Origin of the sequence: Desulfopila sp. IMCC35006 (genome assembly GCF_005116645.1) — a bacterium.
GTDB lineage: Bacteria > Desulfobacterota > Desulfobulbia > Desulfobulbales > Desulfocapsaceae > Desulforhopalus_A.
The window spans coordinates 98,155-124,985 of the sequence record NZ_SWCM01000001.1; the positions used below are offsets into that span (position 1 = coordinate 98,155).

The 26,831-nt window shown below is 48.3% G+C and carries 23 protein-coding genes; 10 read left to right on the forward strand and 13 right to left on the reverse strand.

All coding sequences use genetic code 11. From position 1 onward, the window contains the following. The first annotated feature begins 77 nt into the window (after positions 1-77). The 3 genes from cls (at position 78) to ppk2 (ending at position 3,557) form a co-directional block, all read left to right on the forward strand. Entirely contained in the window at positions 78-1,583 is a 1,506-nt protein-coding gene (gene cls, locus FCL47_RS00445) for a cardiolipin synthase (RefSeq protein ID WP_136811432.1), read from the forward strand. Continuing rightward, complete coding sequence (locus tag FCL47_RS00450; protein ID WP_240744087.1) at positions 1,583-2,338, forward strand: YfcE family phosphodiesterase; 756 nt, start codon at positions 1,583-1,585, stop codon at positions 2,336-2,338. Before cls ends, FCL47_RS00450 begins: the two co-directional genes overlap by 1 nt. Positions 2,339-2,603: 265 nt before the next feature. Next, positions 2,604-3,557, forward strand: a complete 954-nt coding sequence (gene ppk2, locus FCL47_RS00455) for a polyphosphate kinase 2 (protein ID WP_136811434.1) — start codon at positions 2,604-2,606, stop codon at positions 3,555-3,557. A gap of 47 nt (positions 3,558-3,604) precedes the next feature. Here ppk2 and secA read toward each other — a convergent pair whose 3' ends face one another. The 6 genes from secA to FCL47_RS00485 form a co-directional block, all read right to left on the reverse strand. Then, a complete protein-coding gene (gene secA / locus FCL47_RS00460) occupies positions 3,605-6,157 on the reverse strand; it encodes a preprotein translocase subunit SecA (RefSeq protein ID WP_136811436.1) in 2,553 nt (850 codons plus the stop codon). 132 nt (positions 6,158-6,289) lie between these two features. Then, positions 6,290-6,535, reverse strand: coding sequence for a hypothetical protein (locus FCL47_RS00465; protein ID WP_136811437.1), 246 nt, complete (start codon positions 6,533-6,535; stop codon positions 6,290-6,292). A gap of 13 nt (positions 6,536-6,548) precedes the next feature. Then, on the reverse strand, positions 6,549-8,207 hold the full coding sequence (gene argS / locus FCL47_RS00470) for an arginine--tRNA ligase (RefSeq protein WP_136811439.1): 1,659 nt from the start codon (positions 8,205-8,207) through the stop codon (positions 6,549-6,551). Positions 8,208-8,213: 6 nt separating this feature from the next. After that, on the reverse strand, positions 8,214-9,380 hold the full coding sequence (alr, locus tag FCL47_RS00475; RefSeq protein ID WP_136811441.1) for an alanine racemase: 1,167 nt from the start codon (positions 9,378-9,380) through the stop codon (positions 8,214-8,216). Beyond that, on the reverse strand, positions 9,362-9,799 hold the full coding sequence (locus FCL47_RS00480; protein ID WP_136811443.1) for a hypothetical protein: 438 nt from the start codon (positions 9,797-9,799) through the stop codon (positions 9,362-9,364). The genes alr and FCL47_RS00480 overlap by 19 nt, the downstream gene beginning before the upstream one ends. Positions 9,800-9,881: 82 nt before the next feature. After that, positions 9,882-10,067 (reverse strand): 4Fe-4S dicluster domain-containing protein, encoded by a 186-nt coding sequence (locus FCL47_RS00485; RefSeq protein ID WP_136811444.1) that lies wholly within the window; start codon positions 10,065-10,067, stop codon positions 9,882-9,884. A gap of 376 nt (positions 10,068-10,443) precedes the next feature. On the opposite strand from FCL47_RS00485, the gene FCL47_RS00490 reads away from it, so the two are divergent. Beyond that, the gene (locus FCL47_RS00490; RefSeq protein WP_136811446.1) at positions 10,444-10,785 is read left to right on the forward strand and encodes a hypothetical protein; all 342 of its coding nucleotides are present in this window, start codon (positions 10,444-10,446) and stop codon (positions 10,783-10,785) included. Between the two features lie 34 nt (positions 10,786-10,819). Here the strand turns inward: FCL47_RS00490 and FCL47_RS00495 are convergent, their stop codons facing one another. The 4 genes from FCL47_RS00495 to FCL47_RS00510 form a co-directional block, all read right to left on the reverse strand. Further along, positions 10,820-12,202 (reverse strand): cobyrinate a,c-diamide synthase, encoded by a 1,383-nt coding sequence (locus FCL47_RS00495; RefSeq protein ID WP_136811448.1) that lies wholly within the window; start codon positions 12,200-12,202, stop codon positions 10,820-10,822. A 100-nt stretch (positions 12,203-12,302) separates the two neighbouring features. Further along, positions 12,303-12,974, reverse strand: coding sequence for a lysophospholipid acyltransferase family protein (locus tag FCL47_RS00500; protein ID WP_136811450.1), 672 nt, complete (start codon positions 12,972-12,974; stop codon positions 12,303-12,305). Further along, positions 12,971-14,989 (reverse strand): excinuclease ABC subunit UvrB, encoded by a 2,019-nt coding sequence (uvrB, locus tag FCL47_RS00505; protein WP_136811452.1) that lies wholly within the window; start codon positions 14,987-14,989, stop codon positions 12,971-12,973. The genes FCL47_RS00500 and uvrB overlap by 4 nt, the downstream gene beginning before the upstream one ends. Positions 14,990-15,128: 139 nt before the next feature. Next, a complete protein-coding gene (locus FCL47_RS00510) occupies positions 15,129-15,323 on the reverse strand; it encodes a ferredoxin (protein ID WP_136811454.1) in 195 nt (64 codons plus the stop codon). Positions 15,324-15,654: 331 nt separating this feature from the next. On the opposite strand from FCL47_RS00510, the gene FCL47_RS00515 reads away from it, so the two are divergent. From FCL47_RS00515 to FCL47_RS00525, 3 genes are all read left to right on the forward strand, one after another. Next, on the forward strand, positions 15,655-16,854 hold the full coding sequence (locus FCL47_RS00515) for an FprA family A-type flavoprotein (protein WP_136811455.1): 1,200 nt from the start codon (positions 15,655-15,657) through the stop codon (positions 16,852-16,854). A 22-nt stretch (positions 16,855-16,876) separates the two neighbouring features. Next, positions 16,877-17,359: a hypothetical protein gene (locus FCL47_RS00520; protein WP_136811457.1), complete on the forward strand. Its 483-nt coding sequence runs from the start codon at positions 16,877-16,879 to the stop codon at positions 17,357-17,359. A 98-nt stretch (positions 17,360-17,457) separates the two neighbouring features. Beyond that, positions 17,458-18,627 carry an MBL fold metallo-hydrolase gene (locus FCL47_RS00525; RefSeq protein ID WP_136811459.1) on the forward strand — a complete coding sequence of 390 codons (1,170 nt, stop codon included), beginning with the start codon at positions 17,458-17,460 and terminating at the stop codon, positions 18,625-18,627. Positions 18,628-18,875: 248 nt separating this feature from the next. Here FCL47_RS00525 and FCL47_RS00530 read toward each other — a convergent pair whose 3' ends face one another. Next, on the reverse strand, positions 18,876-19,781 hold the full coding sequence (locus FCL47_RS00530; protein WP_136811461.1) for an OmpA family protein: 906 nt from the start codon (positions 19,779-19,781) through the stop codon (positions 18,876-18,878). A gap of 133 nt (positions 19,782-19,914) precedes the next feature. On the opposite strand from FCL47_RS00530, the gene FCL47_RS00535 reads away from it, so the two are divergent. The 3 genes from FCL47_RS00535 to FCL47_RS00545 all read left to right on the forward strand — a co-directional run bounded on the left by FCL47_RS00535 (position 19,915) and on the right by FCL47_RS00545 (position 24,479). Beyond that, a complete protein-coding gene (locus FCL47_RS00535; protein WP_136811464.1) occupies positions 19,915-20,163 on the forward strand; it encodes a hypothetical protein in 249 nt (82 codons plus the stop codon). A gap of 885 nt (positions 20,164-21,048) precedes the next feature. Continuing rightward, positions 21,049-22,944, forward strand: coding sequence for a response regulator (locus FCL47_RS00540; RefSeq protein ID WP_136811466.1), 1,896 nt, complete (start codon positions 21,049-21,051; stop codon positions 22,942-22,944). Between the two features lie 416 nt (positions 22,945-23,360). Continuing rightward, positions 23,361-24,479, forward strand: a complete 1,119-nt coding sequence (locus tag FCL47_RS00545) for a hypothetical protein (protein ID WP_136811468.1) — start codon at positions 23,361-23,363, stop codon at positions 24,477-24,479. Positions 24,480-24,601: 122 nt separating this feature from the next. Here the strand turns inward: FCL47_RS00545 and FCL47_RS00550 are convergent, their stop codons facing one another. After that, positions 24,602-25,366 carry a glycosyltransferase gene (locus FCL47_RS00550; RefSeq protein ID WP_136811471.1) on the reverse strand — a complete coding sequence of 255 codons (765 nt, stop codon included), beginning with the start codon at positions 25,364-25,366 and terminating at the stop codon, positions 24,602-24,604. Positions 25,367-25,744: 378 nt separating this feature from the next. After that, on the reverse strand, positions 25,745-26,794 hold the full coding sequence (locus FCL47_RS00555; protein WP_136811473.1) for a glycosyltransferase family 10 domain-containing protein: 1,050 nt from the start codon (positions 26,792-26,794) through the stop codon (positions 25,745-25,747). Between the last annotated feature and the right edge of the window lie 37 nt (positions 26,795-26,831).

Sequence of the window (26,831 nt, forward strand, 5' to 3'; positions counted from 1 at the left end):
GAATCATTAACAGGAGCACCCGATGAGCGAGAAGCAAAGACAGTCCCTGTGTATTGCCCGTTAACCGGGATCAGACCATGAATTTCCAAGAACTCTATTCAAGTTACACCCTGTATTCCGCGCTCGTACTGCTGGCTGATTTTTTTATCCGCATTGGCCTTTCAGTCAGGGTTATCATGCGTAAACGCCCCTACGGTGTTTCCCTGGCCTGGCTGGTTGTCGTACTGGTGATTCCTTTTCTAGGCGGTTTTTTATATCTGCTTCTGGGCGAAAACCGCCTACCTGAAAGACGGAAGGAACGGGCTAAAGCGTCATACGACACCTACCTCGGCTGGCTGCAGACCCTGCAGGCAAGAACGCCGGTCTCCTGGGATAAACTCAATCTGGAATGTTTTCCTCTGCACCGCCAGGCAGAGACCCTGGTGGGCATCCCGACCATGGCCGGAAACAACCTTACCCTGATCACCCACCCTGATGAGATCCTGAGCAACATAACCGAAGCGATCCTCCACGCAACCTCCACCTGTCACATGCAGTTTTATATCTGGCAGGAGGGCGGCAGGGTGGACAAGGTTGCCGGGGCCCTTTTCAAGGCGGCAGCCAGAGGAGTAACCTGTAGAATACTCCTCGACTCCATCGGCAGCCGTGACTTCCTAAAAAGCAGGACTGCGGCTGCAATGCGCCAGGCCGGCATAAAAATTCAGGAATCACTGCCCGCCGGAATTATTAATGCACTGTTTTCCAGAATGGATATCCGGAACCATCGAAAGCTGGTCGTAATAGATGGCCGGATCGCCTTTACCGGCAGTCAGAACATGGTGGACCCCGAGGTATTTAAGATCGATGCGGGAGTCGGGAACTGGGTCGATGTGATGGTCAAGGTCGAGGGTCCGGTCGTTGAATGCATCGCCGGCACCTTTATCAGCGACTGGGTCCTGGACACGGATACGGACCATTTTCACTCTGAACTTTTACTGAAAGATATTGAAACTGCCGGAAGAATCTCCGATGTACACGCTAACCCCGTCGCCGGAGAATCGGCGATCCAGCTTGTCCCATCCGGGCCTGGCCTCGTGCCGGATGCGATTCACAACCTGCTGCTGACGACCATTTACGCCGCCAGACGCGAATTGATAATGACTACGCCCTATTTCATCCCCGACGAGCCGCTGCTGGTCGCCCTGAAGGCTGCCGCCCAGCGTGGGGTTACCGTTAAAATCATTATTCCCCTCAACAATGATTCCCTGCTGGTCAAGTATGCCAGCCGTGCCCGCTACCAGGAACTTACCGAATCAGGGGTACAGATTTTTCTTTTCCATGGTGGACTTCTCCATTCCAAGACGATCACGGTGGACCATGATTTTTCTCTTTTTGGCTCAGTCAATCTGGATATGCGCAGTTTCTGGCTCAATTTCGAAGCAACTCTTTTTGTATACTGTAAAACGTTTACCGAAAAGCTCCTGGCAATTCAACAGGAGTATCTCGACCAATCGACCGAACTTGACATTGAGACCTTCTCGCAACGAGGATCCTGGGAAAAATTTAAAGAAAATTCTGTACTACTTGTCTCCCCACTGCTCTGATGACTATTCGCATACTATTGATTTCTGATATTCACGGCAACTATCCGGCACTCAAGGCAATTGACCAGCGCCTGAACACGTCTGGTTTTGACTACATCATCAATTCCGGCGATTCCCTGGTCTATGCCCCTTTTCCTAACGAAACGGTCAGTTGGTTAAGGGCGCATCAGGCCATTTCTATCCTCGGCAACACCGATCAAAAAGTGATCAAACTCATCTCCGGCAAAAAGATGAAGAAACCGGGAAACCCTGAAAAGAGGATCATGTACACCACAACTGCCGAAGCACTGGATGATGCCGGCCGCAGTTACCTTCGCTCTCTGACAACCACCACCAAACTCAAGATCAAACTGCGGCATCCGGAAAAAACATCCCCAAAACACCAGGTGAAACTCGGCATCTTTCATGGCAGTCCTGCTGACCATGACGAATTTCTTTTTGTTGATACGCCAGACAGCAGATTTCTTGAGCTGGCCGGTCTGACCGATTGCCAGATCGTGGTGACGGGTCACTCCCACTCGCCGTACCACAAGACGCTGGCAAACGTTCACTTCATCAATCCCGGCTCGGTAGGCAGGATGTTCGACGGCAATCCAAGTGCGTCCTTCGCTACTCTGGAAATTAGCGAGAAAACCATCACCGTGCAACACTTCAGGATAGCCTATGCAATCGACAAAGTTGTTATGAAAATCAGAGAAAACAATCTTCCTGAGATATACGCCACCATGTACCAACAAGGCAAAAAACTTAATTGAGCATTTTATTTTGTGATTACCACGAAAATTCAGCTACATGGGGATATGAGGTGCCCTTTGCACGGGTGTTCCGCAGCCTGGATGGCTACGGCCAAGCCCCCAGGGATGGGTTTATGGCGTCCCGTGCAAAGGGATCCTCATATCCCTCTGGACCTTCTAAGCTGAACTTTAGAGGTAATCACATTGTATTTTATGTAAAATTTTTGTTATCGTGTTGCAACGCGCACGTTTTACATCCCCGACCATTTGCAACGAGGAGCCGACTATGGCCAAAAGCAAAGCTAGCAAGAATGACAAAAACAACAAGAGTGGCAAAATTGGCAAGAATGGCAAGACTAACAAGAACGAGCTGGATCAAGTCAGACTGCTGGAAGGGACTGCTTATAAAAATATCGATAATAAAGAAGGAAGCGATAAGACCTCGATCTGGGTGAGCAACACCCATCTCTTGTATGAGATAGAACTGAAAAAACTACAGATCGAACTGATGAAACTGCAAACGACGATGAAGGCCAACGGCCAGCGAATGCTGATTATTTTTGAAGGTCGGGATGCCGCCGGCAAGGGAGGCACCATAAAAAGAGCCATCGCCAACCTCAACCCCCGAAACACGAGGGTCGTTGCCCTGATGAAACCCAATGAGACGGAGTCAAGCCAGTGGTACTTTCAACGGTATGTCGCTCATCTTCCATCAGCCGGCGAAATAGTCATTTTTGACCGTTCCTGGTACAACCGGGCAATGGTCGAACCGGTCATGGGTTTCTGCACCGACGAGCAGAATAAACGTTTTTTAAAAGACGTACCGATGTTTGAAGAAATGCTGGTGAAAGACGGGATAATACTGTTGAAATTCTATTTTTCCGTATCAAAAGACGTGCAGAATAAACGATTCGAATCACGCAAAGTCGATCCCTTAAAGCAATACAAGCTCTCCCCGGTCGACAATCTGGCCCAGGAATACTGGGACCAATATTCTGTGCGCAAATTTCAGATGCTCTCGGAAACCAACCGGACCATTTCCCCCTGGACCATTATTCGCTCCAACGATAAGAAAAGGGCTCGAATCAATTGTATAAAATACATCCTGACCCAGATGGATTATGACAAGAAGCTTGGGCCTGAGGAGCTTACCCCAGACCCGGAAATTGTCATCTCAGGGATCGACGAACTGAAACATATGGAAGACAACCTGATGTCGCCGGAAAAACTCCACGGTTGACAGAAAGGCCTACGGCCTGTGCTGCTGTTGATCGGCCGGCTTCAGCCTCAGGCCTCTTTACCGCAGCATTTTTTATATTTTTTTCCTGAGCCGCAGGGGCAGGTGGCATTTCTGCCGATCTTTTCGCCATCACGCCGAACCGGCTGGGCAGCTGGTGCCTCTTCCGCTGCGCTCGCCCTGTTCAGGCGCATCTGCTCCTGCTCATGACGCCGGCGCCGCTCCTCTTCCAGACGTTCCACGTCATCTTCACTGACGACGCGAACCCGCATGAGACTGGAGACCACTTGCGACTTGACGGTCTCGACCATAGCGCCAAACATCTCAAATCCTTCACGTTTATACTCGTTCAAAGGATTTTTCTGGCCGTAGCCCCGCAGACCGATTCCTTCTTTCAGATAGTCCATGGACAGAAGATGATCCTTCCAATGGCTATCGACAATCTGCAGCAGGATCAGTTTCTCCAGTTGACGCTGGGTCTCGGGACCATTAATTTCATCCTGCTCTTTGTAGGCCTGCTTGATAAAATCGAGGGTCTTTTGGGTGAAGGTGTCAAACTTCAATCCTTCCAACTCCTCTTCGGGCCACTCAGGCACATGGTGGAACAGTTCCCCCATCCGGGTCTTGAATCCCGCCCAGTCCCATTCCGCCGAATCGATACGATCCTGATAGAACTCTCCGGTGACAATATCCACCAGGTCTTCAATCATATCCTGGACGACCTCACTGACATCGGCTTTTTCGAGAACATCCCGTCGCTGCTGATAGATAAGCTCGCGCTGCTTGTTCATAACATCGTCGTATTCCAGCAGATGCTTACGGATATCGAAGTTATGTCCCTCAACCTTGCGCTGCGCATTCTCAATAGCCCGTGAGATCATGTTATGCTCGATGGGTTCATCCTCTTCCATACCAAGCTTATCCATGATGCCGGTGATACGGCCTGAGCCGAAAATACGCAGCAGATCATCTTCCAGAGACAGAAAAAATCGCGAAGAACCTGGATCTCCCTGCCGCCCGGATCGACCGCGCAACTGGTTGTCGATACGCCGGGATTCATGGCGTGAAGTACCAAGGATATGCAGTCCGCCAACCTCAACGACCCCGGGTCCGAGCTTGATATCTGTTCCTCGTCCGGCCATATTCGTCGCAATTGTCACCTTGCCCAGTTGTCCGGCTCCGGCGATAATCTCCGCTTCACGCTCATGGTGTTTGGCATTTAGAACCTCATGCTCAATCTTTTCTTTTTTGAGCATATTGGAAATTTTTTCCGACACATCAATAGAAATGGTTCCGACCAGAACGGGGCGTCCGGCCTTGTGCAACTCGCTGATTTCTCGGACGACTGCCCGATATTTCGCCGCCTCATTCTTATAGATGACATCGGCATAGTCGTCGCGCACCATCGGCTGGTTGGTCGGCATGACCACGACATCGAGATTATATATTTTCTTAAATTCCGGGGCTTCCGTGTCAGCGGTACCGGTCATTCCCGCCAGTTTGTCATACATCCTGAAATAGTTCTGAAAGGTAATTGAAGCAAGAGTTTGATTTTCCTGTTCAATTTTCACTTTCTCCTTGGCTTCCAGCGCCTGGTGCAGGCCGTCGCTATACCGCCTGCCTTCCATGGTTCGACCGGTAAATTCATCAACAATGATGACCTGATTGTCGCGGACAATATAGTCGACATCGTTTTTAAAAAGGATGTGGGCCTTCAAGGCCTGATTGAGATGGTGGAGCTTTTCAATACTGGTCGGATCATAAAGGTTTTCCACTTCGAGGAGCTCTTCACCAAGAGCGACACCTTCTTCCGTCAGGGAAACCTGTCGCGCCTTCTCATCAACGGTATAATGCTCGTCTTTCTTGAACTTCGACATGATCCGGTTGACGTTCTTGTACAGATCGGTGGAGATATCCGCCGGCCCCGAGATAATAAGCGGAGTCCGGGCTTCATCAATAAGAATGGAATCGACCTCATCAACAATGGCAAAATTAAAGCCGCGCTGGCAAAACTCAGCCAGTTCGAACTTCATATTGTCACGCAGGTAGTCAAAGCCAAATTCGTTGTTGGTACCGTAGGTGATATCCGCCCCATATGCCGCCCGGCGCTCGGTATCATTTAAGCCATGGATAATTTTACCAAAGCTCATGCCGAGAAAGGTATACACCTTGCCCATCCACTCACTGTCGCGCGCTGCGAGATAATCATTGACGGTAACGACATGCACACCTTTACCGGTGAGGCCGTTGAGATACACCGGCAGGGTCGAGGTGAGGGTCTTCCCCTCACCTGTTTTCATCTCGGCGATCTTGCCTTGATGCAGGACTATGCCACCTACCAGCTGAACATCGTAATGACGCTCGCCAAGAACCCGTTTTGCTGCTTCACGCACAACGGCAAAGGCCTCCGGCAACAAATCATCCAGTGGTTCACCCTGGGCAATTCGTTCCTTGAACGAAACGGTTTTTGCCGCCAATGCTGCATCGTCTAGAATCTCGATGTCCTTTTCCAGCTCGTTGACTCGCCTGACTAGCGGGTTAAGCTGTTTGAGATATCTGTCATTACTGCTGCCAAAAACCTTGGTGAGTATTTTTCCGATCATTATATTTTGCCGTTGGTAGTGGTCCGTAAAAGGTCCGTACAACCGTCTCCAGATGTTTTTTGTGAAGCCGAATTGGTAATTGCTGGTCTTCTATTATACACAGATCTTAAGGAGAGTAAAATTCAGTGCCCCTTATTCCGCTTTTTTAACAATTTTCTTTTCCGCCCGAAGAATGAGCGGCCCTATTTTTTTGACAGGCTCATGAGCGACTACGTCGTTTTTTTCATAGGATGGCAGCAGCAGCGACTGACCGGTCCAGACCCCAAGCAGGAACATCCACAAAAAAAGACAAAAGACGATAACGCCAATGCCGGCTATCGCACTCCTGGTTAACTCGAATTTGAGTTTTTTTGCCTGGGTCCTGCGCTTTACTGCCATCCGGTATTCCCACCTACATTCTCTGCGGAGCTGACAGTCCAACAATATCAAGCCCGTTTTTCAAGACCACCTGCAGTGCTTTTATCATACAGAGCCTGGCTCGACTGAGGGGAAGATCATCGGTTATTACCTTGTGTTTGTTATAATAGCTATGCAGCTGACCGGCAAGTTCCATAAGGTAAAAAATAATCTTATGCGGGGCCAGCTCCAGGGCGCTCCCTTCGATGGTAGAAGGGAAAGTCGACATAGTCTGGAGCAGTTTGAGTTCTTCCGGCTCTGTCAGGAGCCTGGCCTCGTCCGCATCATACTGCGGCTCGGCAAATCCTTTTTCCGTCGCCTGACGCAGTATAGCACAGAGACGGGCATACCCATACTGCACATAATAGACCGGGTTTTCCTGACTTTGTTTTTTAGCCAGTTCCAGGTCAAATTCCAGCTGGCTGTCCGCCTTGCGCATCATAAAGAAAAATCGAACAGGGTCGACGCCAACCTCATCCAGCAACTCATCGACAGTAATGAAATTGGCCTTACGGGTGGACATTTTCACCTGTTTCCCATCCCGGGTCAGGGTCACGAACTGATGCAGGACGACGGTTATCTTGTCCGGATCATAGCCCAGCGCCTTTACCCCCGCAAGAACATCCGGGACCGTGGCAATATGGTCGGAACCAAAAATATTTACCAGCCAGTCAAAATTTCGGCGAAATTTTTCCCGATGATAGGCCATATCCGGCAGCCGGTAGGTCGGCTCACCGGAGCTCTTGATGATAACCCGATCCTGTTCCTGCCCGAAAACGGTGGTTTTAAACCACACCGCATTGTCCTGTTCGTAGACATACCCCTTGGCTTTCAGCTCGGCCACCACGTCATCGATAAGCCCGTTTTCATACAGGGAATGCTCATTATAATAATTGTCAAAAACAATCCCCATCCGCTCGAGGGTGGAGGAAATGTCTTTAAAAATATATCGTTCGGCCTGTTCTTTGAACGGCGTGACATCGGCATGGTCTTTCAGTCCATCGCCCTGTTCGTCAATCAGCGATCTGCTGATGTCGACAATATATTCCCCCTGATAGCCATCTTCAGGAAAAGTAAATTTTTCACCGAGTAATTCAAGGTACCTGGCACGGGTCGACTCGCCGAGAACACGCATCTGTCGACCGGCATCATTATAGTAATACTCGCGGAAAACATCATGCCCGGTGGCTTCGAGCAACCGGGCGATGGAATCGCCGAGAATCGCCTGTCGCCCATGGCCAATGCTGAGCGGCCCGGTAGGATTGGCGCTGACAAATTCAACCATTACCTTGCGTCCGGCTCCGACGCTGCTTTTCCCGAATGCGGCGCCTCGGTCAATAATCTTAGGAATCAATCGCCGCCAGACATCGTGGTCAATAAAGATATTCACAAAACCTGGTCCGGCAATCTCCACTCGTGCGATGAGATCGGTATGGCTCGATAGTTGTTCGGCCACGAGTTGCGCAATTTGCCGGGGATTTTTCTTTTCGATCCCAGCCAGCACCAGGGCCAGGTTCGTCGAGAAATCGCCCTGCCCTTCATGTTTAGGCAGTTCTACGGTGAATTTCCCGGCGGCTTCATCTGACCACAGGCCCTCTGCAACACCATGTGCAAAACAGTCGTCAAGCACCTTTTTAACTTCTGAACGGATCATTGATCTCTACTCAATATATTGTCGTTGATTGTTATTACCCAGCAGACAGAGAACCTCATAACTGATGCTGCCCATTTCCTTTGCTATGTCATCGGCGGTGATGGTCTGCTGCCCCTGTCGTCCGAGCAGAACGACCTCATCCCCGGCGGCAACATCTGTCAGACCGGTGACATCGATCATGCACATATTCATACAGATCCGGCCGACAACCGGTACCGGATGACCATGCACCAAGACCTTCGCCCTGTTAGACAGCAGCCTTGAAAAACCGTCCTCGTAGCCAACCGGCAGTACGGCAAGAGTTGTCTGCCGCCTGGTGCGAAAGGTGTGACCATAGCTTATTCCCCTTCCCGCCGGCACGGTTTTTACCTGGAGGATTCTCGAGGTAAAGGACATAGCCGGAATCAATGCAGTGCAGCTGGGACCCTCTCCACCGTCAGAACCGGCAGGATGATAGCCATAGAGAGCTATCCCGGCCCGTACCATATCACACCAGGTGTCGGGGAAATTAAGCACTGCTCCGGAATTGGCAATATGACAGAGAGTTGTATATCTGTTTTTCAGTGCGCGGCAGGCGCCTGCAAACTGGGTAAAGTTTTCCCGGGTACTCTCGGCGGCGGGATTATCCGATTCCGGGAAGTGACTCATCAGCCCGTTAATCTTTATGCCCGGCAAACTGGCAACAGTATCGGCAAATGCGGGTATGTCAGGGGGGAAGATGCCCAGACGGCCCATTCCCGAATCGACTTTGATATGGATGCCGATTTCCTGTCCCAGAGCCACCGCCTGTATCGACAGAGCCTGAGCCGCAGCGTAGCTGTAGATAACCGGGGTAAGCCGATACTGAAAAAACAGACCGGCATCGATTTCCACAAAACCGATTGTCACATATATATCACCCTGTATCCCTGCCTCGCGCAGCAGAACAGCCTCGCGCAATTCAGCAACGCCGAAGGCAGTACATCCGGCGTGACTAAAGGCTTTGGCTGCCATCACCATACCATGGCCGTAAGCATCTGCCTTCACCATGGCCATCACGGGAACCCCTGCACCTGTTTTTTGCTGGATAAAGGCGTAGTTTTTTCGCAGGGCGGAACAATTTATTTTTATGCTATTAAAGGAGTAATCGTACATAACAGTAAAATGAGGGATGGTTACTTTCCCTGCAGCCAAGCCCTCCAGGCAAGTCTGCTGGACACCAACATTGCCCAGCCGATAGTGATATATAGAAAACCAAGAAACTTAATGGGCAGAGAAGAATTGCGCAAGATAACACCCATCCCCATCATGCACAATACCAATATCCATGTTTTAATGGAGTAGACTGCACCAAGACATGTCCCGTCTTTAAAAGTGAGGATGCGGTCGATACCCCGACGGGCAGATTTATCCAGGACAAAAACCGCTTTCAGGCTGCCGATGACGATTGCCGGAATCACAACGACAAAGGCCTGCCACTCAGCCAGCTGGCTCAGGCGATACGTGCCTTTGGCAAGCAGCAGAACACCGATCGTCGTCCAGAGAGCAGCCGACAGCAGCAGATGGGTACGCGTAGCAACCCCCGGTTTGAAACGAGCCAGACCTTTAGTCATTTGCAATGCACCATGTACAAATAGAACAAGCCCATCTCCTTTGCAGGAGATGGGCTTGTTCTGTTAAAAAACCAGGGGGATATCAGACTTCGTTTACAGTGATAGCACCTTCAGGACATACTTCAACACAGGTCTCGCAGCCGAGACATTCGTCCATCTCTACCGGCTCTGCTTTACCATCTACCATCTCAAATACCTGAGCTGGACATGCTGCTACACACTCTTCGTCGCCACTGCACTTGTCTTTGTCAACTATTACTTCAAACATGAATTACCTCCGTAAAATGTGATTGAGAAAATAAGTATTCATCATACTTAATTGGCTATCCGAACATCGTTTTACATCCGTTGTTACGTGTCATATTGGATTAATTCACGGCCAGATTTTTGTCAAGCAAAAACGGCGAGCTGATTTCCTGCAAGCCACAAAGAGTATTTCCAGTAAAAAACATTATGTTTCAATAAATTACACCATTATCTTCCTGCCATTGCCAGACGGGCGATGATGAATAACTGTTGACCTGAGCACTTTTTTTTTTATATAGTGCACCTTCGTCTTACCAGCCCTCCTCAGGGAGGATTCAAGGTCGGCACCGGCACAAAGTCGGGCGAAACCACGTTGCCAATAATTATATGTATATCTCATGAAAGAAAAAAAACCGAAAAAAACAATCCAGGCAGAAAAACGCGAACAGGCCATGATCGAAGGTATCCTGGAGGGAAGTCCGGACGGGATCGGCGTCGTAGTCGTGCGCCTGGAATGTGGCTGCAGGAAAATGGCGGCCGTATCCAAAGAGGGGGATCCCGCTTCGGAAATCATCATGTACCGCGATCAGGCGCAAAGTATCTGTGACAAATGCAAAGAAGACAATGGCAGCTTTATGCGTACCAGAGAATCTTTTATACACTGGGTCGAGCCGGCACCAAGTGCAGAAAAACAGAAGGAAATCAGCCTGAAAGTGCTCGGCTCTAGTACCGCCCACTGATCTCCGGACCACTTCCTGCCGAAGAATCAACCCGTTATTTCTGGACCGCCCGACACCTTTGCACAAAAGCCCCAGCCCATTCGGGCGTCCCGTCGGCATGGATATGGGTGTATAAGGCCAGGACGTTGTTGTAGGTCAAGCCGTCCCACCCGTCAATAAACCCGCGGCCACGGACCATTTTCAGGATAAGCTGGTCGGAGCTCCCTCGCCAGTCGAGAATTTTCGAATAGCGAAACTCGTGGCCTTTAATATCAACCCCCTGCTTGTAAAAACCATTTTTTTTGGCAACATGAAAAATGGTATAGCCATGGGCCTGAGGTTTCGCCGACATACCAAAGCGTACCGGGAAAATACCGACCAGCGGAAACTCTTCCCCATCAAGCACGATGGAATCACCCAGATACATCAGGCCACCACACTCCGCATAAATCGGCAGACCGTCTTCGGCCGCCTTTTTAACCGATTGACGAAACGAAGTGTTGGCCGCCAGCTCCCGGGCACTGGTCTCAGGAAAACCACCGCCGATATACAGGCCATCGAGCTCGGGGAGGCTGCTGTCGCTGAGCGCATTGACGTAGACCAACTGGGCGCCGGCCATTTCCAGTGCTTCCAGGTTCTCTGAGTAGTAAAACTGAAAAGCAGCATCCTGGAGAACACCGATTCTCATCTTTGGCGACGTCGCTGCCGACAGCTCATTCTCTTTCCCGGCAACAGTCTGATCAGCCTCTGGAAGGATTTTCATAATCGACTCGATGGATCCAAGGTCGACATTTTCTGCTATCAGATCGGCGAGAAATCCGAGCGCCTCATGACTGTCCGTATATTCCTGATGGGGAACCATTCCCAGGTGCCGCATCGGAAAGATATCTCTCTTCAATCGTGGTATCGAGCCGAGTACCGGAATACCGGTATAGCTCTCCACCGATTCGGTGACCAGCAGACGCTGTCGCTCTGTCGCTATCTGGTTGAGCACAACACCTTTTATATCGAGTCGCTTATCGAACTGTTGACAGCCGAGCACCATCGCTGCCACTGTTCTGGTTGTCTTGGTACAGTTGACGACCAGAATCACCGGCAGATCAAGCGTCAGGGCCAGTTCCGCGGTGGAATAGCCCCCCAGGACATCGACTCCATCATACAAGCCCCTGTTGCCCTCGACAATGACCAGTTCTGCGCCGTCTGAATGCACCATAAACGAGCGATGAATGGCTTCTCCGCTCATAAAAAACGGATCGAGATTGTAGCATCTCCTCCCGGCGGCAAGCTGCAGCCATCCGGCATCAATATAGTCCGGCCCCTTTTTAAACGGCACAATACGCCGTCCCATCCTGGCAAATGCAGCGGTAATTCCCACAGAAACTACACTCTTTCCCGATCCGCCGGCGAGTCCGGCAATTACCAACCCTTTCTTTTCCATGTATACAATCCTTCCTTCTCTGTTACTGCGCATCCAATCTTCTGCGGGATGGTAGATTTACCGATGTTCTTGACTCTATTGCAATCAATTTAGCAAATTTTCAGTGTGCTGCCTTTGCATATTTTCCCCATGCGTGATCATAGAGGGTATTCAGCCGTTCCTCCAGATACAATCGATATTCCTCAAGCCCTTCCGGCGGTAATCCAGCCGGGACGAAAAGCGGTTCCCCATAATAATAATCGATGCGGGAGAAAGGTTTTGGAATAATCGTCCTGTCCCAGGAATGAATGGTAAAATAGCTGGATGCTGCATAGACCATCGGCAATATCGGTGCACCTGTCCTGGAGGCAAGAAGAATGGAACCGGCCTGCACAATCCTGGGCGGCCCCTGAGAACCATCCGCCACAATTGCCGCATTGCTGCCATGGCGAACTGCCCGCAACATGGCCTTCAGTCCCTCCACACTTTTATGATTTTTTGATCCCCGCACCGTATCAAAACCAAACTTTTCAGCCAGCCTGGCAATGTATTCGCCGTCTCTGCTGGCGCTGACCATTGCCGTACCGGAATAATGGCGCATCTGATACAAAACGAAAATTATCGAATAATGCCAAAATGTGGCTATTGCCGTCTTATCTTTTTCTGCCGCATGAAAACAGTACTCTTGATTGTGGATGGTGACTCTGCAGCTGCCAAACCATAGTCGCATCAACCAGGCGAAGGTTGTCGGTACTATACCGAGCAGTAGATTATTAATTTTCCCCTCAGTCACCCTATTTCTATCTCCAGCAGACGAATCTTCTTTATTTTATCACGCAGCTCCGCCGCCTTTTCGAAGGCCAGCTCCTGAGCAGCCAGAAGCATTTCTTTTTCCAGTTTCTTGATTTCTTTTTCCAAGTCCTTTACCGATGTAAAAACCGGCAGTTCTTCGGCAAGCGCAAGCAGGCTTGCATCCATATTTTCCATTGTATAGCCGGAATTATGTAAATGCTGCTGCATGGTATCCTTGACCGACGAAATGATGGTCTGCGGAGTGATCCCGTTTTTCAGGTTATACTCTTTCTGGATCAGTCTCCTTCGCTCGGTTTCATCCATGGTATATCGCATGGAGCCGGTTATATTGTCGGCATACATAATCACCAGGCCATCGACATTTCTGGCGGCACGGCCGCAGGTCTGGATGAGCGATCTTTCCGACCGGAGGAAACCTTCCTTGTCGGCATCAAGGATTGCCACCAGAGAAACCTCGGGAATATCGAGACCTTCGCGCAACAGATTGATGCCGACCAGCACGTCAAACTCCCCTTTACGCAGGGCCTGGATGATTTCTATACGTTCAAGGGTTTTTATGTCGGAATGGAGATAGCGCACCCGGATACCGAGATTTTCATAGTACGTGGTAAGATCTTCCGCCATTCGCTTGGTAAGCGTTGTCACCAGCACCGCCTCGCCGCGGTTGGCCCGCAACCGTATTTCTTCAAGCAGATCGTCGACCTGGCTGGTGGCGGGCCGGACTTCGATTCGTGGATCGAGAAGCCCGGTTGGCCGGATGACCTGCTCAACCACCCTGCCCTGTGCCTGTTCCAGTTCATAAGGTCCGGGGGTGGCCGAGACGTAGATCACCTGATTGACCCGTCCGGCAAATTCATCAAAGCGCAACGGTCGGTTATCAAGCGCTGAAGGGAGGCGAAATCCATAATTGACCAGGGTTGTCTTGCGCGATCGATCCCCATTGTACATGCCATTCAGCTGGCCAATGGCTATATGGCTCTCATCGATAAAAAGCAGATAGTCCTCGGGAAAGTAATCGAGCAGGTTAGGAGGCGGAACGCCTGGTTTTTTCCCGGTCAGGTGGCGACTGTAATTTTCTATCCCGTTGCAATACCCTAATTCCTGAATCATTTCCAGATCAAACATGGTCCGCTGGTCAAGACGCTGGGCCTCTACCAATCTGTTTTCCTGATACAATGTTTCCAGGCGCCCGGACAGCTCCTCCTTGATTGTCTCGCAGGCAACCTGTAATCGATCTTTCGAGGTAACAAAATGGCTGCCGGGAAAGACCGTATACTCCTCAAGTTTCTCCAGGACCACTCCACGCAGGGGATCAATAATGACGAGGGCCTCAAGGGTATCACCGAAGAACTCAACCCGGATCGATCTTTCCTCTTCGTGGACTGGGAAAATATCCAGCACATCGCCGCGCACCCGAAAAGTGCCACGGTGAAAGGAGATATCATTGCGCTCGTACTGCATATAGACCAGACGTCGCTGAATCTCTTCCAGAGGATACTCATCGCCGACCCGGAGGAACAGATGCATATTCTTGTATTCATCCGGGGAGCCTAAACCGTAGATACAGGAGACCGAGGCAACAATCAAGACATCTTTCCGGGTAAGCAGAGAACGTGTCGCCGAGTGACGCATCTTGTCTATTGCATCGTTTATTGAGGAATCCTTTTCGATATAACTATCCGACTGGGGAATATAGGCCTCTGGCTGATAATAATCGTAATACGACACAAAATACTCAACCGCATTGTCGGGAAAGAGTTCTTTAAATTCACTGAACAGCTGGGCAGCCAGGGTCTTGTTCGGCGCAATCACCAGAGTCGGCCGTTGCACCTGCTGGATAACATTCGCCATGGTGAACGTTTTGCCTGACCCGGTTACCCCGAGCAGGACCTGACTTTTCACGCCGGCCTGCACACCGTCAGCCAACATGTTAATGGCTTGCGGCTGATCACCGGAAGGCTGGTACTGCGATAGAATTTTAAATGGTGTATCCATAAAATGTATTTGACCTGCTCAGCTCATACCCGTTCACCAGCCATGAATGTATTGTATTTTCCCTTGATCGGATCCGATCGGGCAAAAGGAAGGAATAATCCTACCAGAATCTATTTATTTTATCCACTGCGGCAAAGAGTCAGTCCTCCCAGCTAATGCAGTCTTCCGGACAGTTTTTTATCGCCTCATCGACAAGATCAATGGGATATTCTTCCCTTTCGATGATCTCCATCAATCCAGTTTCCCGGTTATATCTGAACACCTTCGGGGCAATTTCGACACAGCCCAGGCAGTTGCTGCAAAGACCAGGATCGATTGAGGGGTATTTTTTCATGTGCGGCACATTTTCTACTTAAGATCCCCAGGCCGGCTGCTCGATACTTTCACGTACAGTTATAACGGCAGGAGAGGGACCTGTCGGCTATTTTACAGTAGCAACAATCAACAGGTAAGATTATAATAATCATTATCATTTTATTAACAAAGAAGGAAGACGATTCTTATGATATTGTCGGCCTTTTATGGTAATAATTTTTTTCTGTCCTATATCATAAATATAGAAAAATACAAGGAACCGGTTGCTTCCATAAGGCCAACTGTATACACTGAGGTCGATTATACCGGCTCGAATTCAACAAATCAGATTACATATTCTTGGAGTAGAAATGAGTAACACGGAACTGGCAAAGGGAATTTACTGGGTAGGAGCCGTCGACTGGGACGTCCGGGATTTTCACGGCTACTCAACCTATAAGGGAACGACCTACAATGCCTTTCTCATTGTGGACAAAAAGGTAACCCTGTTCGATACCGTTAAACGTTCCCATATGGGTGAACTGCTGTACAATATACGGGCAATTATCGACCCGGCTAAAATTGATTATCTGGTAGTTAATCATGTGGAAATGGATCACTCCGGAAGTCTGCCGGAAATGATGGATATAATCAAACCGGAGAAACTGTTCTGCTCACCGATGGGCCAGAAAGCTCTTCTTGATCATTTCCATCGGGAGGACTGGCCGTATGAAGTGGTAAAATCCGGAAGCGAAGTGAGTCTTGGCAAGCGAACCATCCAGTTCCTCGAGACCAGAATGCTTCATTGGCCGGATTCAATGTTCAGCTATATAAAAGAAGACGGCATTCTTTTTTCAAGCGATGCCTTTGGGCAGCACTATGCCACCAGCGAGAGATTCGATGATGAGGTGAATCTGTCGGAAGTCATGCAGGAGAGTGCCAAGTATTATGCAAATATCCTGTATCTTTATGCCCCGCTCATTAAAAAACTTCTGGCTTCGGTCGCCGAGATGAACCTCAATATCAAAATGATCGCCCCCGATCATGGCGTTATCTGGCGAACGCATCAAGACAAGATCCTTGAGGCCTACGATAAATGGAGTCGCAATGAAGCGGACCCAAAGACCCTGGTAATCTATGATTCCATGTGGCACTCCACAGAGAAAATGGCCCACGCAATCGGCACAGGACTCCGGGAAACTGGAGTGAGCACCAGGATGATTAACCTCAAGGTGCATCATCGCAGCGATGTCATGACCGAGGTACTGAACGCCAAGGCAGTCGTTATCGGATGCTCGACCCTGAACAATGGTCTGTTGCCGCGCATGGCCGGTTTTCTCATGTATATGCGCGGTCTGAAACCGACCAATAAATTCGGTGCCGCCTTTGGTTCCTTCGGCTGGAGTGGTGAGGCGGTCGGCCTGATAAATACGGCATTGCAGGACATGAAAATTGATGTCATCGAGGACGGTGTTCGGATTAAATATGTACCGGATGACAGAAAACTGGAAGAGTGCATGGAGATGGGCAGGCGAATCGGCAAGCGCGTAATCGAAAGTCTCAACCATTAAACCCTATTAACTACTGGTAATCATGAATCAGATCTCCCAGCACAATATGCTTCTGGTCGGCGATTCATTCGACCACTGCCGAGAGCAGGTACATAAATTTTTTGACCTCACCTCCCTGGTCGTATATGACTGTATCGAGGCTGTTAAGGCGCAATCTTTTTCCAGCCTCGATGCAGACTTTCTTGACCGTATTCTTGCTGCGGAAGAACATAACCGACGGGTTGTACGAAAACTGATCAACGAGCTCGTACAGGCTAAGATCGAGAGAACAGAAGATTTCCTGAATATAGAGCAAGGATATCTGAGCAAGACTTTACATATTATGACCCATTTCCTCGATGGGTTTATCGGCGTAGATTCATATTTTTACAATCTGATTGACGACAGTCACTGGCTCCCTCCGGCCACTGCCCGGGCAATTCGCGAGAATTCACATCACTACTGGCTGCTGCATGTTAATTGTTTTGCAACAACCGCGGAGGAAGCAGGATTTTTACGCTTTTAATCCCGGTATATCCTGCATTGAGTATAGTCGAACGACTCAGTTTTTTTACCATACTTCCACAAGACTCTTTTCAAAAACGATAAACCGAAGGAGATCAAATGAGCATATTCACCTACACCGCAACAGAACTTTATGCCTGGCTGACAAGCAAAAAAGACATAGTAGTTCTTGATGTCAGAAATAAAGTCGATTTTGGCCGATTCAAAGTCGAGGCACCCTATCCGTTCACTATGCAGAACATTTCCTACTTCGACTTTATGGAAATTGAAGAGGAATGTGTCGCCAAGGTGATCAAAAACAAACCCGTCCGCATTGTCTGTGCCAAAGAAGGTTCTGCCAAATTTGTAGCAGAAATCCTGGACAAGCACGGCATTCAAGACGTTGGTTATCTTGAAGGAGGCATAAAATCCTGGGGCAACCTCCTGGTACCTGTACTGCTGAATCCTGGTGAACCCTTTCAGTTATACCAGTTCATCAGGCCGGGTAAGGCATCAGCAAGCTATGGCCTGCAACATAGCGATGAACTTATGCTTTTTGATCCAACCAGAAACATAGATTTTTATCTTGAATTTGCCCGGCAGAATGGCTGCACCCTGATTAAAACCTTCGAGACCCACCTTCAGGCCGACTATATTGCCGGAAGCAGGATGCTCTCAGAAAAAACCGGGGCGGAGTTTCTCGCCAACGAAAACGATTTTGCCGGGGCAAACATCACCTACACCCATTTGCAGGATGGGGCTTATTACAGTTTTTCCCGCCCTGGTCCAACCGTTCAGTGTATCTTTACACCCGGGCATACCCCGGGATCAACCAGCTATATTATTGACAATCGCTTCATGATTACCGGCGACACCATGTTTATCCAGTCGATCGGCCGTCCTGATCTTGGCGGTCAAGTAGAGGCGTGGTCTGACAAGCTGTTTGAAACGCTGCAGAAGGTCAGGGCATACAACGGCGATATGGTAATTCTTCCCGGGCACTATATGAGCTGGGAGGAGGCAAACGATAAACTCGCCTTTGCCTCAACTTTGGCAGAAACGATGCTGTTTAATAAAGCTATCTACGCAATTAAGGATAAGGCGGACTTCCTTCGTTTCATTAAGAGTAACATGAGAAAACAACCCGATGAGTACGCGATGATCCGGCGCATTAACGCCAACCTTGAAAAGGTTGACGATGAAAAAGCCGAGGAACTCGATCTTGGCAAGAATGAATGTGCTGCCACCGCATATGCAGCCAAACAGAACGCCGCCGAGGCGACCAACTAGAGCCGGCTCACTTTTGCTTGCCAGACCGGAGAAAAGAATTTTTAAACGCATCGTGGTAAGCAGTTAGAAAATCAAGATTCTGTTCAATGCTCCTAGAGCGGGGCGCTTGACCGCACAGCTTCAGTTGGCATCGCTTTACAAATAAACAAAAAAAGAGCCCATGGTGTGTCGGTAAACACACCATGGGCTCTTTTATTTCCCTCAGCAGCAACTCCGTTCGGAGTCGCTGCCCAGAGTGTTGGCCTTACTTACATGGCAGGCGTAAATTCAACCCTTCTGTTTTTGCTTCGATTTTCTGCGGTATCATTAGGATAAGCAGGTTTTGACTCGCCATATCCTACTGCTTTCAATCGATTGGCCTCGATTCCTACTTTGTTAACCAGATATTTCATGACCGCATTGGCGCGTCTTTCAGAAAGTTTCTGGTTATACTTGTCAGTACCTACACTGTCAGTATGACCGTCAATCTGAACTCTCATTGTTGGATAGTCATCGAATATCTTTTTGGTCTTATCCAATTCAGGATAGAATTGCTTTTTGATGACTGCCTTGTCAAAATCAAACAACACCGCGCTTGACAATGCCCAGCAACCTCTCTCATCGACAGCTATACCTTTAGGTGTACCAGGACAGGCATCTTGATCATCGCAGACGCCATCACCGTCTTCGTCTGGACATCCTGCAGGAACAACAACCGGAGCAGCTACTTCTGGCAAGGAGTACGCGCTGAGAATTTCATTCCATTCCTTGCCATCATACGCAACAGAATCTTTACCAAACACAATCTCGCCATCTTTGACAGTGGCATAAGAAGAAACCCCGCCCAACTTGCTGGTTACGTCTTCCGGCGTAAGCAGGAGGCCGTAAGCGGTGAGGATGGAGTGGTACTGGACAGGAGTGTAGGCAATAGAATCGTTATTGAAGACAACGTTATTATCGGCAACTTTGGCATAGGATGTAGGAACTGTGGATACTGCTTCTGGCGCCAATTTCAAGCCATAAGCTTCCAGCAGTTCGTTAAATTTATAACCTGACGCATAAGCTGTTATGTCCTTCTCAAAGGTCGGAGTAGCACCTTGAGGCAACTCAATAGAAAATGCAGGCACACTGATAGCGAGCATAGCCAGCAAAGCAAATAATGTTTTTTTCTGCATAATAATTTCCCCAATTAATTTTTAATAAATAAACCAAAAGACAACTCTAACACGACGTAGCAAATCTAACAGTATCCGTCATAAAATGCAAACAACAAATCAAACTGCACCCATATCAAAAAGCAATTCATAGATGATTAACGGTACTCAGAAAATGTTCCCTGCAATACCAGCAAATTGTTTTCCTTCTGACTCTCTTCCTCCAGCCCTGACTCTTTTCAACAAAACAACCTTAATTACCGGTGTTCTTCCTGCAAATTGGCAAGATTCGTATCTTTCTCGCCCGACGTCTCTCCTTTTCCCACCTCCTTTCCTGATCTATACATTTGCTTTTTGTGCACAAAAAATAAAGCCGACCAGCCTGTGGTTAAAAACAGGATAAGCAGTGTTGATTCAAAATCCAGCCATTTTTAACAATATTAACAAAAGGTTTTGACAAACAATCAAGACAAAACCAAGCCATAAACCTCATAATTGGTTGAAGCACCAGGAAACCGACCGTGGTAAGGCTATCTCTGATGTGGTGCCGATTATTATTAACAAAGAAATTGTATATGTCAACAAACCTCATCAAAATTTTACAGAGAGATAAAAGATAGGATGCACAAGGTCCTTTTACCTCGAAACGACCCGGATTTCCACAGTTTTCTTGTTCTCCTGAAATCTACGAACGAACCCGTACCACCAGTTAGAACACCAGTCGCTCCTGGGGTCAATGTCAGCGAGTGGCAGGAAAACGCTACCGGCACAGAATATCATCTTGACAGCAGGAATAAAGCCGGTGATAATTATTATTAAGTTTTTAAATATATGCCAAAACACTCTTTTTTCTCCAAAGACAGACCAGCCTCCAAACAATTCCAGACAGCTCGTACTGACTTTCCGGCAATCCAATTACGCTAACGGGGATGAATCCGGAAACCTGCCCCCCTCCCCGAGGGGTTCTCCTTGCAATATTTTGATAATGGTGAGGGCAGCGTGAGACATTGTATTACTTGCAAAAGCGCCAGAAAGCAGCCGCTGCTGGTACATGAAACACGGAATAACAAGATACCGGCATCGGTTTGCGCCATAAAACCGACCTGCACGTCACATTTCAGACGGTTGTCTTTTAGGTACTTGCATCAGAGTACCAGGCCCTCGCTACTAGACTGGCGTCAATTATGATATACTGTTGTACAATCGGGAAGAGGGAAATCTATCAATTGACTTGTTACCACCGCATATTTTTTTCATTACGAACTTCCTGAAAATTCTGGAGATATAGATGCACCCATTTTGCTACCGCGGAATCCGTGAAGGTCAGGACAGCGAGACCCTGAGGAAAATTGTAATGTTGAATATTTTTCTCTTTCTAGGAGCTATTCTGCTCTTGATTATGGGTATTGTTGCCCTGGCGCAGGATGCCCATCTTCTTGGTATTGCCGATTTTCTTGCTTCCTCCGTCCTGTTTGCTCACCTGGGTTACCTCCACCATACCGGAAACGAGCCCGTGGCATCGCGTTTTGGCGTGGCTACTTTGTTCCTTTTTTTCTGTTATCTGTTTCTGATCGGTGGCGTGCACACTACATCGTTCATGTGGCTCTATACCTTTCCGCTTTTTTCCCTCTACCTGCTTGGATTACCGCGTGGCATGTGGACGACGCTTCTGCTCTTTTCTTTTTGCACAGGATTTTTATTTTTTGATTTGTTTTCCGACAACATCAATGTCTACAGCAAAGATTTTGCCATTCGTTTTATCCCTTCGTATCTACTGGTCAGCGTCCTGGCTTTTTTAGTAGAGCACAGCCGGGCGGCAAGCAGGAATGCACTTATCGACAAACAGCAGCTCCTCGCCGGCACCATCAACGAACTGCAGGAAAAAGAAAAGGAACTGGAAGAGGCGAGAAACCAGCTGGAAAGAAGAGTCGCCCTCAGGACAGCGGAACTTGAGGAAGCCAATGAACATTTACGAATTGAAATGGAAGAACGTAAATGGGCCCAACAGGAACGTTTGCGCCTGGAGTCGGAACTGCTCAGGAGCGAAAAAATGGAACTTCTCGGCCGTCTGGCCGGTGGAGTCGCTCATGACCTGAACAACGTACTGTCCGGCATCGTCAGTTACCCAGACCTGCTGCTGCACAGACTACCGCCTGACAGCGATATGCGCGGCCCTCTCCAAAACATACGTCGAGCCGGAACCCGGGCGGCGGTAATTGTCCAGGATTTGCTGACTCTGGCTCGACGGGGAATAACTGCCAGAGAAAAAGTGCAGCTCAACGATGTGATCAATGCCCATCTCCAAAGCCCGGAGTTTATAAATCTACAGAAAAACTATCCGGACATCACTCTTGAAACAAAGCTCGCAGCCGATCTCCAGACTTTATCGGGCTCCCCTGTCCATCTGGAAAAAGCGGTCATGAACCTGCTTATTAATAGTTATGAAGCGATAGAGAACCAAGGCAGCATCTCTATTACAACGGAAAACAAGTACGTCGATACCCCCATTAAAGGATACGACACGACCGTTCCAGGAAACTATGTCGTTCTGACCATCAGCGACACCGGCATGGGCATTCCCGAGGACAATCTGGCGAAGATTTTTGAGCCATTTTATACCAGCAAAATCATGGGACGCAGCGGTACCGGATTGGGCATGACCGTAGTTTGGGGGACGGTTAAGGATCACGAAGGGTATCTGGACGTGAAAAGTGTTCCCAATAATGGTACAACCATCACAGTCTTTCTTCCTGCCCTTATGAAGGAAGAGGATGCGACGCAAGCGGCAAACATCACGCCGCCCGCACATAAACAGGGTGAAGGGCAAACAATCCTGCTGGTCGATGATGACACAGAACAGCGGCTGCTGGGAAAAAGCATACTGACCATTTTGGGGTACAGGATAGAGACTGTTGCCAGTGGCGAGGAAGCTGTGGCTTTTCTTAAAAAGAGAGCAGCCGAGCTGGTACTTCTCGATATGATCATGGAGCCTGGCATGGATGGACTGGATACCTATCGGCAAATTCTTGCCGTTCGCCCGGATCAGAAGGTCATAATAGTGAGCGGCTATTCGGAAACCAACCGAATCAAAAAAGCGATGGAACTCGGGGTGCACAGTTATGTCAAAAAGCCCTATGGCATGGAAGAGCTTAACACGATGATCCAGAATGTTCTGGCAGACTGAGTATCATTTTCTGCTAAACGAGCAGCACCCAATCCATAGCGCTCCGACCTGTTCGAGATATCCTTACCGGCTTAAGAGCCAGCTTTGACGCATCGGCGATACCGGAGCCCACCAATTGTTGGCAAGACCAGATGGCGTATGCCCCCTGGTTGCATACTGCAGGCCTTTTCGGGGTCCTCTCCCCTGTTCGTTCTATCTTTTCTCTATTCAGGCCGCATTATCTGACGATAATACGGTTTTTTTTTGCCCAGCCATTCCCCTCGAAACGTCCACTTTATTGTCATTACAGTCCGTTAGTTATATATAACAGTTAATCCTTCTCTTACGAATTGCCGATAAACTGTATGTAGGGCGAATTTAAACTTTATCCGGACAATCATTGTAATACTGATACACCATCAGCAAAGGAGAACAGAATGGACAAATACATGCGACAACTCAGTTTTCTAGTGTATGCTTTTTTACTGAGATGGCCTATCTGGCTGCTCATCTGGTTTATCGGCTGCAGCGGAAAACTGAAGACCCTCTTTCTCATCTACCCAACAGACAACTCAGAGTGCCTGGATTTCTGTCCTAACATTAAATGGTTACGAAATTTCTTTTCCGGCCGCCCCACTCCGGCCGGTCTCATCATGGATGGATGGCGTCCAATTGGTATATATCTTGTCATTCCTGATTCGTCGATGGAGTTAATGCGAAAAAAAAGCCGGCCAATGGTTGAGACCATTATCAAACGCATGCTCTGGGTCAAAAAACTCACGGGGGCAGAAAACATAGGATTAGCCGGTCAGCTCGGTCCGATTTTCGAAAAACGCCACGGCATCTCCATGGAACCACCCTTTTACAGCAGCACCTACGGCAACATATTCAGTATTCAAAAGGCAGTCGGCCATCTGGTAAACAGTGCCCAAAAGAATCCCTGGCAGGTTGCAGTCTCTATAATCGGCGGTGGACTGCTCGGGGAAGACCTCATGCAGGCTCTCACTGCTGATGGATACCAGATGTCGATTGTTGACGTCAGGTACACCAGAAAAGGAGATGTCAAGTTGATGGATGGAGAGGACGCAACCCGGCAACTGGCCGGGGCCGATCTAGTTATTAACCTTCTTCCCCGAGGCAAGGACTTCATCGACTGTGACCTGCACCGGAAAATCCCCAAGACAGCCAGTATTATTGATTTTTCACGTCCACCAATCCCCAAAGACGCGGTACCTCAGAATGTGGTTATGGGCAACAGGGTACAAAGCAGCGGCATTCGCTTTGTCATGAGGCTTCCCGGTGGCTGGAGGCGTCATGAACTGCCCGCCTGCTCCATGCCGTCTCTGCTGGCCTCGCTTGCCGGATTACCCCTGCGAACCATAGAAGATTTTCGTCTCGCCGCAAGACAGTTCCAGTTTCACACAGCACTGGCCGGCGCGCCTGTTCCGGCCTACAAAACTGCATGGAACAAATTTAGGGATCTTGCGGCAGTCCATCCAGTCACTGTTCGTTTTATGTTGTTAGTGCTGCGAAGCCGCCAGGCCTTCAGCAGATAAAACAAAATTTCCTCAGTTTGGTGAAGATGTCGAAAAGCTGTAACATTTCGACATCTTCACCAAATACGTTCCATATATACCGGCTCCTTACAAACATTCACCAGGAAAATGGTTAGATACATCTATTCGCACCAATATTCAGCAATCCATTTTGTTGGTTTTACCGTTTTATACCATTTCTTATACCAAGGTACAGGCGAACCCCACACACCAGCTATCGCTTGAGGTGGATTTGGATCACCATGAAACGCAATAATTTTAGCTCCCTTGGGTATTTTGCTTTTCTTCGGGGTAACAAAGCTATTTAAAATTCCACCGGGCATACAATGTGCTTTAAAACTGCGGACCCACTCGACTGGATACCATTCTGAATTCTCTTTTCCAAGCGCCTGAGGTAGAAAGACTTGCTCAGTTTCGTAGTTTTCATATACGGAAGCCGGGTCTTCTTCCCATTGCTTCAGTAACTGACTATATTTGCCCATTTCAAAATAAATCACAGAACCTTGTCCTATCATTCGATTAGGCTGAGACCAATTTTCAGCCATGCACAACTTGTCAGAGTAAGTAAAAAAACAATCAATATTGTCAATAATTACTACATCAAGATCTAACAACAATACCTTACCGGAAATATCATGATATTTCTCTCCAAATAAAGCCAATTTGCGCCAACATAAACATTTTTTCAAATATTCAGATGGAGGCTCTTTGAAAACCGGTAAGGGTAAAACCTCAATGGCCGGGTTGAATCCATCAGACACCTCAGTTAGACATATAAAACGAAATGGTAAGGTAAGATTTCGTCGCACCATATGATATAAGTTATTGACGTAATCAGGACTAAATTTAGTTCCCCATTTTATACAAATAACGTTTACCGGCTTCATATTATTTCCTCTTTTTAAGCAAAAATGTCTTGATAGGGAATAAGCAGTTAATTTTTATAACCAGGTCAATATAAACTAAAATATAATGTGATTACTCCTAATGTTCAGCTACTGAACCAGGGTGTGGGCTGTTCGTTTTACGGGTCTCTGCAGCCAAGGATGGCTGCAGCGAAGCCCCCAGGAAGGGTTTACGGCGTCCCGTGAAAAGGGCTCCTCATATCCCTATGGACCTTCTAAGCTGAACTTTAGTGGTAATAGCAAAATATAATCCAACACACTGGAATCATTTTGTTCTCATCATGAAACAGCCTTATAAAATATTACCCTTAATTACAATTAAATACGCATAGGCTCACATAACAATTCCACACCATTTCGCTAGGCATCTGTCCCTTTGTTTTTCGATGTACCGACGGCACGGTGATATGCCTTGGTCATCACCTTTTCCAGCAGACTGCGAATACCGGCCAGCGGTTTTCTGATTCGCAGGGACTGACGGTTGTAGATAACCTTGCCAAGGGTCTTCCTGGTAATCTTTTTTTCCTGCTCGCATATTTTATTATCGAGAATAGCGAAAAGATTCTCTTTTTGTAAGACAAGACGTCTCGCCTCGATGATGTAGGGCAGGCGGTCCTGATATTCGTTGTTGGCGAGATGGCTTTGGATAATGTCTCTCGCCCGTTCATAGTTGTTAATATCGATTGGGATAAAGCTTTCCTTTGGAAAATAATCGGCTGCATTCGGGGCGCCATGATAAAAGGGCAGGGTATAACCGAGAAAAGCGTCGGGCAGTTTTTCAGTCAGATGATGCCTGTAAACATAATTTTCTATCGCAATATGATACATGTAGGAATCGAGAGCTTCAGCTTTATCGACCATATGCTTCACCCCATGCCCAAATACTTCCAGCTCAGGAATATCGGTTTTAAGCCGTTGGGTAAAATCAAATCTGGTAGAATGCAGAGTTACTTTTCCTTTTCGCTCGGAACAGACTGTTGAAATTTTTTTGGATTTCAACGGGGGGGGTTCGGCAGCCATCTGGTCCCAGGTAATATGATCACCCTTGCCAAATGGAAGGCCATAAAACCACATCAGTCCGGGGTGGGTATGCATCACATTGGGATGCCGCATTGCCCAGGGTTCCTGAAAAGTGAGAATACAACCGAACTGTCGCAGATAATCCCGACCAAAAACGGTAATCGATGACGGTTCTCCGGTCAACAGCATGGTCCGCTCCCGTGGGCAGCACAGTTTCTCCTGCGAAAAAAAATCATCACTTTGCGGAATGTCGTGATACACCACCAGCCAGTCGTAGTCGGTACAATCGACGTCAAAATCAAAAAGACAATTTCCCCACTGCGGAAAAGAGTCGGGAAATTGCCTGATATAGCCTTGCGCGGAAACACCTCTTTTCAACCCTCTTTGCATGAACTTTACTTTGATAGAGGGTTTTCCCCATAGGGGT

What these genes read in the sequence shown, in the direction of transcription:
- FCL47_RS00535 (WP_136811464.1), top strand. Translation starts at nt 19,915, where the DNA reads ATGATTAACGGTACTCAGAAAATGTTCCCTGCAATACCAGCAAATTGT.
- FCL47_RS00540 (WP_136811466.1), top strand. Translation starts at nt 21,049, where the DNA reads ATGCACCCATTTTGCTACCGCGGAATCCGTGAAGGTCAGGACAGCGAG.
- FCL47_RS00485 (WP_136811444.1), bottom strand. Translation starts at nt 10,067, where the DNA reads ATGTTTGAAGTAATAGTTGACAAAGACAAGTGCAGTGGCGACGAAGAG.
- FCL47_RS00555 (WP_136811473.1), bottom strand. Translation starts at nt 26,794, where the DNA reads ATGCAAAGAGGGTTGAAAAGAGGTGTTTCCGCGCAAGGCTATATCAGG.
- ppk2 (WP_136811434.1), top strand. Translation starts at nt 2,604, where the DNA reads ATGGCCAAAAGCAAAGCTAGCAAGAATGACAAAAACAACAAGAGTGGC.
- cls (WP_136811432.1), top strand. Translation starts at nt 78, where the DNA reads ATGAATTTCCAAGAACTCTATTCAAGTTACACCCTGTATTCCGCGCTC.
- uvrB (WP_136811452.1), bottom strand. Translation starts at nt 14,989, where the DNA reads ATGGATACACCATTTAAAATTCTATCGCAGTACCAGCCTTCCGGTGAT.
- FCL47_RS00510 (WP_136811454.1), bottom strand. Translation starts at nt 15,323, where the DNA reads ATGAAAAAATACCCCTCAATCGATCCTGGTCTTTGCAGCAACTGCCTG.
- argS (WP_136811439.1), bottom strand. Translation starts at nt 8,207, where the DNA reads ATGATCCGTTCAGAAGTTAAAAAGGTGCTTGACGACTGTTTTGCACAT.
- FCL47_RS00520 (WP_136811457.1), top strand. Translation starts at nt 16,877, where the DNA reads ATGAATCAGATCTCCCAGCACAATATGCTTCTGGTCGGCGATTCATTC.
- FCL47_RS00545 (WP_136811468.1), top strand. Translation starts at nt 23,361, where the DNA reads ATGGACAAATACATGCGACAACTCAGTTTTCTAGTGTATGCTTTTTTA.
- FCL47_RS00550 (WP_136811471.1), bottom strand. Translation starts at nt 25,366, where the DNA reads ATGAAGCCGGTAAACGTTATTTGTATAAAATGGGGAACTAAATTTAGT.
- FCL47_RS00465 (WP_136811437.1), bottom strand. Translation starts at nt 6,535, where the DNA reads ATGGCAGTAAAGCGCAGGACCCAGGCAAAAAAACTCAAATTCGAGTTA.
- FCL47_RS00495 (WP_136811448.1), bottom strand. Translation starts at nt 12,202, where the DNA reads ATGGAAAAGAAAGGGTTGGTAATTGCCGGACTCGCCGGCGGATCGGGA.
- FCL47_RS00525 (WP_136811459.1), top strand. Translation starts at nt 17,458, where the DNA reads ATGAGCATATTCACCTACACCGCAACAGAACTTTATGCCTGGCTGACA.
- FCL47_RS00530 (WP_136811461.1), bottom strand. Translation starts at nt 19,781, where the DNA reads ATGCAGAAAAAAACATTATTTGCTTTGCTGGCTATGCTCGCTATCAGT.
- secA (WP_136811436.1), bottom strand. Translation starts at nt 6,157, where the DNA reads ATGATCGGAAAAATACTCACCAAGGTTTTTGGCAGCAGTAATGACAGA.
- FCL47_RS00480 (WP_136811443.1), bottom strand. Translation starts at nt 9,799, where the DNA reads ATGACTAAAGGTCTGGCTCGTTTCAAACCGGGGGTTGCTACGCGTACC.
- FCL47_RS00450 (WP_240744087.1), top strand. Translation starts at nt 1,583, where the DNA reads ATGACTATTCGCATACTATTGATTTCTGATATTCACGGCAACTATCCG.
- FCL47_RS00490 (WP_136811446.1), top strand. Translation starts at nt 10,444, where the DNA reads ATGAAAGAAAAAAAACCGAAAAAAACAATCCAGGCAGAAAAACGCGAA.
- FCL47_RS00515 (WP_136811455.1), top strand. Translation starts at nt 15,655, where the DNA reads ATGAGTAACACGGAACTGGCAAAGGGAATTTACTGGGTAGGAGCCGTC.